The following is a 10,789-nucleotide window of genomic DNA, read 5'->3' on the forward strand; positions in this document are numbered from 1 at the left end:
AAGAACATGTCGGTCAACAGGAAACCCGCGCGTGGGCGGGTGCTATCAGGGCGCGACGTACTGCTGGGTCGCGCTGTCGAAGGTGTAGTGCACGGCGTCGCCGGCGCCCAGTGCACGGGTCTTGCCGGGGCCTTCGATGGTGGTGCCCTTGAAGGTCACGGTCAGTCGCGGCAGGCCGTTGCCGTCGGCAGCGAAGGCCAGTTCGCCATCGCTGTCGGTGCAGGGCATCACGTTGCCTTCGTCGCAGGCGGCGCTGTTGTCCTCGCCCGTACGCACCGAGCCGACATAGCGCCAGACCTTGCTGTCCACGTCGTCTTCGCTGCGCTTGGGGTTGAACAGCAGCAGTGCATAGCCGGTGCTGCTGATGCCGCGGTCGAAGCTGCTGGTCGGCACCGCCAGCAGCAGGCGACCGTCGGCGGTGCGATGTTCAAGCGGCTTGCGCCGGGTATCGACATCGTCGGCCTTGTCGTACGCGCCCAGCGCGCCGATGGTCCATTCCTGGCCACGGAACTTCCATGGCTTCTTCGCGTCGGCGCCGGCCAGCACGAAAGTGGCCTCGGCGAGGTTGGCGCGATCATCCGGGCCAGCCGGCGACTGCTCGCCCGGCTTGCCGTAGTGCTCGCGGGTATCCCAGGAGAAACCCGTGTAATACGTGGTGCCATCGAGGGTGAAGGTGTGGCCGAACCAGAAGGTCGCCACGCTGCCGTTCTGGACCTCGTAGGAGGTCGCGCCATCACCGTCCACCTGGTAGGTGAAATACATCACGGTCGGCGCGTCGGGCGGGGTGACGGCGGTGTCGGGAGAGGTGTTCTGCATCGGGGCAACATCCTGTCGGGGCGCATCGGCAGCCTGCACGGGAGCGCCAGGCTGGGAGGACGAGGGGGCCGGATCGGCGGCGCTGCAGGCCGCAGCGGAAAGAGAGACGAGCAGGCACGCCGCGAATGCGCGCAGGGGCCGCAACGGCAGGGTCCAACATGGCTCGGGGGGGTGATGCATGCGCCTCTCCATGGTCAGCGTTGCCGGGCCAGACGGCCGGCAGGAAACCGCACCCCATCCACCTGGGACGGGAGCGAGGACATGAGCCGGTCGATTCCTTCGACCTCGCATTGAAAACCCATGCCGGGTCATCTTGGCACAGAACGGCGGCCGGTCAAAGAGGGCGGTGACAGATGCCCTTACAGTGTGATCTGGTTCTCAGATCTTGCCGTCGCGCAGGTAGTCGAACAATTCGGCGTCGCCCTTCAGGCCCAGTTTGAGCATGGCGTCGCCTTTCTGCCGGCTGATGGTGCTGACGCTCTTGTGCAGCTGCAGCGAGATCTCCTTCACTGTCATGCCGGTGCCGAGCAGCCGCAGCACTTCCACCTCGCGTGGCGACAACGGCTTGCCGTCGCCCTCGCGCATGCGCCAGCTGCCCGCAGCCTCGACCCGCTCACGCAGGCTCCGGCTGATGTAGGGCTGGCCCCGATAGACCGCCTGGATGGCCTGCGGCAGTTCGTCCATCGACGAGCTCTTGTCGACCAGGCCGAGCACGCCGCTGTCGAGCACCATGCGCAGGATCGCCAGGTTGTTGGAGACGCTGAGCATCAGCACCGGCAGGTCGGGGAAGCGGCGGCGGATCATGCCGATCATGGCGAAGCCGTCGGCCTGTGGGCTGCCCGGCATGGAATAGTCGGTCACCAGCAGGTCGCAGGGTTGGCTGCCGAGCAGGGCCATCAGCGCCTGCGCGCTGTCAGCCTCGCCGACCACGCGGCCGACCCCGCTCGATTCGATGACGGCGCGGGTACCGATACGGACCACAGGGTGGTCGTCTGCGATGATGATGCGCAAGCTCATTGCTCTAGTATGGCCACCGGGCAAGCCGGGCCGCGACCATCGCGGCCCTGTCAGGATTCTAGGAGATCGACGCCGATGCGTAGCTGGGCTGTTCGCGGGCTGGTCCTGCTGCTGGCCGTGCTGGTGCTGCCCGTGGCGCTGGCACAGGCAGTGCCTGGGCTGTTGCCGCTCAGTCCCCTGCAGCGCGAGTACCTCGCCGCCCATCCAAGCATCGTCGTGGGCCAGTATGACAGCGGCTGGCCGCCGTTCGAGTCCCTCCGTGATGGCCAGCAGGTTGGCCTGGGGCCGGATTATCTGTCGCTTCTCGCCCGTCAGCTGGGCGTGAAGGTCGAGGCGAGGCGTTATTCCGACTGGACATCCGTGCTGGATGCGGCCTGTCGTGGCGAGATCGACGTGGTAATGAATGTCGGTCTCAGTGCCGACCGCACCCAGTGCATGGTCTATACCGCTGCCTATGGCGAGGCGCCGTTGGCGCTGGTGGGGAGGCCGGGCGATCTGCGTGCTTCGAACATGCCCGACCTGGACGGATTGCGGGTGGTCATCGAGCAGGATTTCCTGACCGGACCGCAGGTGCGGGCACGTTTCCCGCGTGCGGTGCAGCTTGTCGCAAACAGCTCATTGGCTGCGCTGCAGATGGTCAGAGACGACAAAGCTGATGTCTACATAGGCAATGCCTACGTTGCCACCGAACTGATCGCACGCCAGCACCTGCAGGGTGTCGTCCTGCTGCGTCCGAGCGACCTGCCTCCCGAACGGATGCACTTCGGCGTTCCCAACAGCAAGCAACCGCTGGCCGAAGCGCTGGACCTGGCGCTGGCCGCGACCAGCCAGGCCCAGCGCGATGCACTGGCACAACGCTGGCTGCCCCTGCCGCAGTGGTCGGCATCGGCGCAGCTGGCGCTCAGCCAGGCCGAGAAGCGGGTTCTGCAACAGCCGTTGAAGATCGGCTTTGCGCCGAACGCCGCCCCATTGTCGTTCGCCGACGAGGATGGCAGGCCCAGCGGCCTGGCCAGCGAGTACCTGGCGCGGCTGATGCAGGCCGGTGCCAACCTGCAGGCGCAGAACAGCCATGACTGGTACGAGGTGCGCGAGAAGGCGCGCCGCGGCGAGCTGCAGGCGGTGATGGGCATTCCGGTCGATTCGCACTATCTGGGCCCGGACTGGGTGTACAGCCAACCCTTCATCAGCGTGCCGAACGTGATCGTCAGCCGCCACGACAGCCCGGCGCTGCTGGGCCTGTCCGACCTCCAGGACAAGCGCGTACTGCTGTCGGATCCGGAGCGCGTACGCGGTTACGTGCTGCAGCAGGCGCCGCAGGCCAGGATCGTCGCCGCGCGCAGCGCCGAACAGGCCATGCAACGCCTGATCGATGGCGAGGCCGACGCCTACGTGGGCAATCTGGCCCTGGTCGACCACCTGCTGCGCACGCGTTTCCCGGGGCGCCTGCAGGTTGCCGCGCCCGCGGGCTTCAACGACCAGCTGGCACTGGCCGTGGAGCGCCGGCATGCGGCGCTCGCCACGACCTTCGATCGCTTGCTGCTGCAGATGACGCCACGCGAGCGCGAAGCGCTGCGCGGCGACTGGCTGGCGGTGGAGTACCACAACGGCATCGACTGGCGAAGCACGCTGCGCTGGGGTGTACCGCTGCTGCTGGTGCTGCTGACCGCGCTGCTGGTGCATGGCATCGGCTACTGGCGCCTGCGTCGCGAGGTGGCCGGGCGCCGCCAGCTGGAGCAGCGCCTGGCCGAAGTGACCGACAACCTGCCTGCCGTGGTCTACCAGGCCCGTCGCGAGGTTGATGGCACGCTCAGCTTCCCGTTCATTGCCGGTGACCTCCAGGCGCTGTTCGGGATCACCCGGCAGCAGGCTGAGCAGGACGCCACGATGTTGCTGGAACGCGTCGAAGAGGACGATCGCGCGCGCATCCTGCAGGTGGTCGAACAGGCCGCGCACCAGTTCGCACCGCTCATGCTGGAATTCCGCCTGCGGGGCGATGGAGCGGGCCCGCGTTGGGTGCGCACCCAGGCGCAACCCTATGCCGCCGAAGCCGGTGTGGTGACCTGGAGTGGCTACTGGGTGGATGCCAGCGAGGCTCGTGCACAAGCGGACGCCCTGACCGCAGCCAAGGCCGAGGCCGAGCAGGCGGCCGAGGCGAAATCCCGCTTCCTGGCCACCATGAGCCATGAGATCCGCACGCCGATGAGTGGCGTGCTGGGGATGCTGGAAGTGCTGGCGCACTCACCGCTGGATGCAGAACAGAAACGCATCCTTGGCGTGATCGAGGATTCGGCGCAGATGCTCCGGCAGATCCTTGACGACATCCTTGACTACTCGCGGCTGGAGGCCAACGCATTGCGGCTGGAGCCGGTACCGCAGCCGCTGCGGCCGTTGCTGGAAAGCGTGTGCCGGTTGTTGTCGGCGCAGGCCAGTGCACGTGGGCTGGGCCTGCACGTGCAGATCGATCCGCAGCTGGCAGCCGCGCACGAAGTGGATGGCGTGCGTCTGCGCCAGATCGTGTTCAACCTGCTCAGCAACGCCATCAAGTTCACCGTGCGCGGCGAAGTGCGGCTGCAGCTGGAAGTGCTGGGGCCGACCGCCGAAGACGGCAGCCAGCCGCTGTGCCTGAGCGTCACCGATACCGGCATCGGCATCGCACCGGAACAGCTGCAGCACCTGTTTGCGCCGTTCACCCAGGCCGGTGCGTACATCCAGCGCGACCATGGTGGAACCGGCCTGGGCCTGAGCATCTGCCAGCGCCTGGTGCAGATGATGGACGGCGAGCTGGAACTGCACAGCACGCTGGGCGAGGGCACCCGCGCCGAGGTGCGGCTGTCGCTGGTGGAAGCCGGCAGCAGTGATGTTGAAGCGCTGGTCGCCGAGCAGGAACAGGCGGCGCTGCTGCCGCCGGCGCTGCGCCAGGCACGCGTGCTGGTGATCGAAGATCATCCGACCAACCAGGCGATGATGGCCTGGCGGCTGCAGCAACTGGGTGTACCACATGTGCTGGTCGGCGATGGCCAGCAGGGGCTGGATCGCCTGGCATCGGAGCACTTTGATCTGGTCATTACCGATTGCCGGATGCCGGTACTGGATGGTTTCGCCTTCACCCGCCTGCTGCGCGAACGCGAAGGCCGCAACGGCCAGCCGCGGCTGACCGTACTGGCGCTGACCGCCAGCGTGCTGGACGACGATGCACGTCGTTGCCGTGAAGCCGGGATGGATGAGGTGCTGGCCAAGCCATTGTCATTGGCGACACTGCGCGCGGCACTGCTGCGCTGGTTGCCGCAGGCGCAGGGGCAACGGTTCGAGGAGCCGCTGGCCGAGTCCGCTGCCGTCGATGACAGGACGCTGCCCGATCTGGACAGCCTGCAGCGGCGCTTCGGCTCACGTGCGGTCGCCGAGCAGTTGCGCGACAGCCTGCTGCAGGCCAGTGCAGGTGACCTGGCCGCTGTGCAGTGCGCGCTGGAGGCCGGCGACCGTGAGGCTGCCGCGCTGCACCTGCATCGCCAGGCCGGTGGCTTGGGCGCGGTGGGAGCGACGGTGCTGGCTGCGCAGGCCAATGCCCTGGTCGAGCGCCTGCAGGATGCGGCCGAGACCGATCCGGTGCCGTTGTTCACCGCGGTGGCGGCATTCGTGGCGCGGCTGCAACAGCAGTTGCAGCGCCTGGCTCACTGAGCCGACTGCTGCTGCAGGTAGGCGATCACCAGCGCACGGCGTTCGGCGCTGGGGAAGGCGTTGTACATGCGTGTGCCCGGTACAACATGGGTGGGTGACTGCAGGAACGCATCCAGGGTCTGCGCGGACCAGGTGATGTCGGCGCGGCGCATGCCGTCGGAATAGCCGTAGTCGGGCAGGCTGCCGGCGCGCCGGCCGATCACGCCGTGCAGGTTCGGGCCGAAGCGGTGGATGCCGCCAGGCTGCACGGTGTGGCAGCCGGCACACAACTCGAACGCGCGTTGCATGGCCTGCTGCTGCGCCTGTTCCGGCGTGGCGGGCGCTGCAGGCGGGCGCCGGCAGGCCGTGGCGGCCAGGGCCACGGCAACAGCGATGAGCAGGAATGATGCACGCATGGGCGGGCAGGATAGCGGTGCGCGGCAGGCGACGGGCTGCGACGCTCGGTCGCAGCCCGTGGCGTCACATGCCCGAGTAGTTCGGGCCGCCGCCGCCCTGCGGGGTCACCCACACGATGTTCTGGGTGGGGTCCTTGATGTCGCAGGTCTTGCAGTGCACGCAGTTCTGCGCGTTGATCTGCAGGCGCGCGCTGTCGGCTTCGCCAACGAACTCGTACACGCCGGCCGGGCAGTAGCGCGCTTCCGGGCCTGCGTACTCGGCCAGGTTCACCTTCACCGGAATGCTCGGGTCCTTCAGCGTCAGGTGGCTGGGCTGGTTCTCGTCGTGGTTGGTGCTGCTCAGGAACACCGAGCTGAGCCGGTCGAAAGTCAGCACGCCATCCGGCTTCGGGTAGGCGATGCGGGTGTGCTTGGCCGCCGGTTCCAGGCAGGCGTGGTCGGGCTGGGTGCGGTGCAGGGTCCACGGCGGGTTGCGCACGCCCAGCTTGGGAAGCAGCCATTGCTCCACGCCGGTCATCAGCGTGGCCACGGTCTGGCCCTTCTTGAACCACTGCTTGAAGTTCTTGGCCTGCTGCAGTTCGGTGAACAGCCAGCTGGCTTCGAACGCCGTCGGGTAGGCACTCAGTTCATCGTGCTGGCGGTCGGCGGCCAGTGCATCGAACGCGGCGTCGGCGCACAGCATGCCGGTCTTGATCGCGGCGTGGCTGCCCTTGATGCGGCTGGCGTTGAGGTAGCCGGCCTCGCAGCCGACCAGCGCGCCACCGGGGAACACGGTCTTCGGCAGCGACAGCAGGCCACCGGCGGTGATCGCACGCGCGCCGTAACCGATGCGGGTGCCACCCTCCAGGTGCTTGCGGATGGACGGATGGGTCTTGAAACGCTGGAACTCTTCAAACGGGCTCAGCCACGGGTTCCTGTAGTCCAGGCCGACCACGTAGCCGATGGCGACCTTGCCGCCGTCGGCGTGGTACAGGAACGCGCCGCCGTAGGTGTCGCTGTCCAGCGGCCAGCCGGCGGCATGCACCACCAGGCCCGGCTCATGCTTGGCCGGGTCGATCTGCCACAGTTCCTTGATGCCGATGCCGTAGGCCTGCGGGTCCTTGCCTTCGTCCAGCTTGTAGCGGGCGATCAGCTGGCGGCCGAGGTGGCCGCGTGCGCCTTCGGCGAAGATCGTGTACCTGGCGTGCAGCGCCATGCCGCGCTCGAAGGCCGGGCCGATGCTGCCGTCCTTCTCGATGCCCATGTCGCCGGTCGCTACGCCGATCACTTCACCGTTGTCGCCATACAGCACTTCGGCGGCGGCGAAGCCCGGGAAGATCGCCACTTCCAGCGCCTCGGCCTGCTGCGCCAGCCAGCGGGTCACTTCGCCCAGGCTGATGATGTAGTTGCCTTCGTTGTGGAAGCACTCCGGCAGCAGCGCGTTGGGCGTGCTGCGTGCGCCGGTTTCGCTGAGGAACAGGAATTCGTCGCGGGTGACCTTCTGCTTCAGCGGTGCGCCACGCTCGGCCCAGTCCGGGAACAGTTCGGTCAGCGCGCGCGGATCCATCACCGCGCCGGACAGCACGTGCGCGCCTGGTTCGGACCCCTTCTCCAGCACGCACACCGACAACTCGCGGCCGGCTTCGATCGCGCGCTGGCGCAGGCGGATCGCGGTGGCCAGGCCGGCGGGGCCGGCGCCGACGATCACCACGTCGAATTCCATTACTTCACGCGGGGGCAGGGCGTTGGCTTCAGCGCTCATCGATTGCATGACTCGTGGGTAGGGCCGGCATCGGGGCCACCGGCGGTGCCTGGGAATCGCGCGTGCGGCCACGGGCGAAACGGTTGTTTGAATGTGTCAGGGTACCGGGACGCGCGTGATCGAGCTAGATCGCCGATGTTCACACCCGGATTGCTGCAATGCAGCGTAGGGCCGCAGCTCTGGTGGGTGCCGACCTTGGTCGGCACGCTCTGCCCGGATGACCGACAATGGCCCGGTCCTGACTGCGCGTGAGTGCCATGGCTTTGCATCCGTACGATCTGTTCGATGTCCGTTCCCTGCTCAACGAGGAAGAGCGCGCGGTGCAGGAGAGCGTCGCCCGTTTCACCAACGAGCGCGTGCTGCCGATCATCGGCGATGCCTTCGACCAGGCCCGCTTCCCCGATGAACTGGTGCCGGAGATCGCGTCACTGGGCCTGCTCGGTGCGACCCTGCCGACCGAGTACGGCGGTGGTGGCCTCGGCGCGGTCAGCTACGGCCTGATCTGCCAGGAGCTGGAGCGCGGCGATTCGGGCCTGCGCAGCTTCGTCTCGGTGCAGAGCTCGCTGTGCATGTACCCGATCTACGCCTATGGCAGCGAGGAACAGCGCCGGCAGTGGCTGCCGGCGATGGCGCGCGGCGAGCTGATCGGCTGCTTCGGCCTGACCGAGGCGCATGGGGGTTCCGATCCGGCCAGCATGAAGACCCGCGCGGTGCGCGACGGCAGCGACTGGCGCATCAGCGGCAGCAAGATGTGGATCACCAGCGGCCCGGTGGCCGACCTGGCCATCGTCTGGGCGCAGACCGAGGACGGCATCCAGGGTTTCGTGCTGGAAAAGGGCATGGCCGGCTTCACCACGCAGGAGATCAAGCACAAGATGAGCCTGCGCGCATCGCTGACCGGGGCGCTGTTCTTCGATGACGTGCGCGTGCCTGACAGCCACCGGCTGCCGAACGTGAAGGGCCTGAAGGGGCCGCTGGGCTGCCTGACCCAGGCCCGCTATGGCATCAGCTGGGGCCCGATCGGTGCGGCGATTGCCTGCCTGGATGAAGCACTGGGTTATGCCAAGGAGCGCGTGCTGTTCGGTCGCCCGCTGGCGGCCACGCAGAGCGCGCAGATCAAGCTGGCCGAGATGGCCCGCCGCATCACCACCGCGCAGCTGCTGGCCCTGCAGCTGGGCCGCCTGAAGGAGGCCGGCCAGCTGCAGCCGCAGCAGGTCAGCCTGGCCAAGTGGAACAACTGCCGCATGGCGATCGACATCGCCCGCGAATGCCGTGACCTGCTGGGTGGCGCCGGCATCACCACCGAACACGTGGCGATCCGGCACGCGCTGAACCTCGAATCGGTGATCACCTATGAAGGCACCGAGACCGTGCACCAGCTGGTGATCGGCCGCGAACTGACCGGCATCAACGCGTTCTGAGTGCACCGGTAGTGCCGGCCGCTGGCCGGCATTGAGTTGGTAGTGCCGGCCGCTGGCCGGCATTGCCCAGTAGCGTACTCGCAGGCGAGCGATCGGTGTATCGAACCGCGCACTGTACCGAGATGGGTTCAAGGACAGCCTGTACCGCGCGGCTGTTGGGTCCGCCTTGAAGCGAGCCGAGCACCGCAGGTCCGGCGGGGGCGAAGAGGCGCGGGTGTCTGAGCGCAGCGAGTTCCGCGCCGCCCCCCGGCGGGCCGAGGAGCGCAGGGCACCGGTGCGCAGCACCGGCTCGCGGATGGCGGCGCGTTTCTTTTGGTTACTTTTCTTTCCGCGCGGAAAGAAAAGTAACGCCCATGAACGCATGCGCCCGCCACAGCAACGACCAGGCAGAAGAGAGACGCGTGGCGTTACGCCCCGCCGGCAAACCCGTGCTGCCGCCACGCCTCGTACATCACCACGGCAACGGTGTTGGAAAGATTGAGGCTGCGGTTGTCCGGCCGCATTGGCAGGCGCAGGCGGCGGCCATCGGGCAAGGCATCGAGCACGTCCTGCGGCAGGCCGCGGCTTTCCGGGCCGAACAGGAAGGCATCACCGTCTTCGAACGCCACGCTGTCATAGCGGACGCTGGCACGCGTACTGAGGGCGAACAACCGCTTCGGTGCGATCCGCGCCAGCGCGGTGTCCAGGTCGGGGTGCACCTGCAGGCGCGAATACTCGTGGTAGTCCAGGCCGGCGCGCTTGAGCTGCTTGTCTTCCAGTGCGAAGCCGAGCGGCTCGACCAGGTGCAGCTGCGCGCCGGTGTTGGCGCAGAGCCGGATCACATTGCCCGTGTTGGGCGGGATTTCCGGTTGGAACAGGATCACGTGGAACTGGGGCGCGGCATTCATCGGCGCAGTGTACCTGCGACGACCGCCGCCTTTACGGCGCACGCCCTGCGCGAGGCAGGGCGGCACCGCTTACGGGCGCAGCAGGACCTGGGCGGTTTCGGTGGCCAGGGCCTGCAGGTCGGCGGCGCTCGGACGCACCTGCAGGGCCGGCAGGTTGACGATCACCTGGTTGGCGACGCTGGTGGCGGCTGCGGCCAGGGTGGCGGCGTAGCGCTGGGCTTCCAGCTCGGCGGCCAGGGCGACGCGCTGTTCCAGGCTCGGGCGCACTTCCACCGAGGCCAGGGTGGTGATCGGCATCGCGGCGGCGACCGGGGCGGCGACGTAGCCGCTGCGCTCGGCCAGCTGGTCGGCACTTGGGCGCACTTCCACGGTGGCCAGGGTCGGGATGCCACTGGCCTGTTCCCAGGCCCGCTGGGCCAACTGGTCGGCGGCCGGGCGAACCTGCACGGTGGACAGGGTCTTGATGGATTCGGAGGCCTGCACCGACGAAACAACCGCGGTGCCGGCGATCAGGGCGATGGCGATGGCAATGGTCTTGGCGTTCATGACGGGGCCTGTTTAGTGTTGGTGATCAGTGGTGTGGTAGTAAGGTAGTACACCAATTCTGGGCTTGCAAGGAAAATTTTCGATTTCCTGCGTTTGTTCAGTCTTCAGTCAGCTTTTGTCTGAAGCCCTTCCTGGTGCAGGAACTACCAAGCAATCCCCGTGCCAACTTTTAATCATTGATTTGCAAGGGTTTTATGGTCATCGAAAAGTGTCCGGCGGGCGGACACCTGTCCATTCGATGTGCTGCGGACACTGTCCGGACGTTGCTGGCGGGTGCTTGTGACGGCTCGG

8 protein-coding genes are annotated in these 10,789 nt (G+C 67.4%); 2 read left to right on the plus strand and 6 right to left on the minus strand.

The features are described from left to right. Positions 1–45 precede the first annotated feature (45 nt). On the minus strand, positions 46–816 hold the full coding sequence (locus AC5P5R_RS16470) for a hypothetical protein (RefSeq protein WP_005407619.1): 771 nt from the start codon (positions 814–816) through the stop codon (positions 46–48). Between the two features lie 378 nt (positions 817–1,194). After that, complete coding sequence (locus tag AC5P5R_RS16475; protein ID WP_005407620.1) at positions 1,195–1,833, minus strand: response regulator; 639 nt, start codon at positions 1,831–1,833, stop codon at positions 1,195–1,197. A gap of 75 nt (positions 1,834–1,908) precedes the next feature. On the opposite strand from AC5P5R_RS16475, the gene AC5P5R_RS16480 reads away from it, so the two are divergent. Next, positions 1,909–5,508 (plus strand): ATP-binding protein, encoded by a 3,600-nt coding sequence (locus tag AC5P5R_RS16480; protein WP_062606359.1) that lies wholly within the window; start codon positions 1,909–1,911, stop codon positions 5,506–5,508. On the opposite strand, the gene AC5P5R_RS16485 is transcribed toward AC5P5R_RS16480, so the two are convergent. Together AC5P5R_RS16485 and AC5P5R_RS16490 are read right to left on the minus strand one after the other, a co-directional pair. Then, entirely contained in the window at positions 5,502–5,903 is a 402-nt protein-coding gene (locus AC5P5R_RS16485) for a c-type cytochrome (protein ID WP_062606358.1), read from the minus strand. The two genes, AC5P5R_RS16480 and AC5P5R_RS16485, sit on opposite strands and share 7 nt — an antisense overlap. A gap of 64 nt (positions 5,904–5,967) precedes the next feature. Continuing rightward, positions 5,968–7,644 carry an electron transfer flavoprotein-ubiquinone oxidoreductase gene (locus AC5P5R_RS16490; protein WP_005411892.1) on the minus strand — a complete coding sequence of 559 codons (1,677 nt, stop codon included), beginning with the start codon at positions 7,642–7,644 and terminating at the stop codon, positions 5,968–5,970. Between the two features lie 257 nt (positions 7,645–7,901). Between AC5P5R_RS16490 and AC5P5R_RS16495 the strand changes: the two genes are divergently transcribed. Next, the gene (locus AC5P5R_RS16495) at positions 7,902–9,065 is read left to right on the plus strand and encodes an acyl-CoA dehydrogenase family protein (protein WP_032965492.1); all 1,164 of its coding nucleotides are present in this window, start codon (positions 7,902–7,904) and stop codon (positions 9,063–9,065) included. Between the two features lie 407 nt (positions 9,066–9,472). Here AC5P5R_RS16495 and AC5P5R_RS16500 read toward each other — a convergent pair whose 3' ends face one another. Next, positions 9,473–9,952: a tRNA (cytidine(34)-2'-O)-methyltransferase gene (locus tag AC5P5R_RS16500; protein WP_005407625.1), complete on the minus strand. Its 480-nt coding sequence runs from the start codon at positions 9,950–9,952 to the stop codon at positions 9,473–9,475. Positions 9,953–10,021: 69 nt separating this feature from the next. After that, the gene (locus AC5P5R_RS16505; RefSeq protein WP_065183503.1) at positions 10,022–10,498 is read right to left on the minus strand and encodes an XAC0231 family protein; all 477 of its coding nucleotides are present in this window, start codon (positions 10,496–10,498) and stop codon (positions 10,022–10,024) included. Positions 10,499–10,789 lie beyond the last annotated feature (291 nt).

This window comes from Stenotrophomonas sp. YJH_SMC_19 (genome assembly GCF_059367915.1).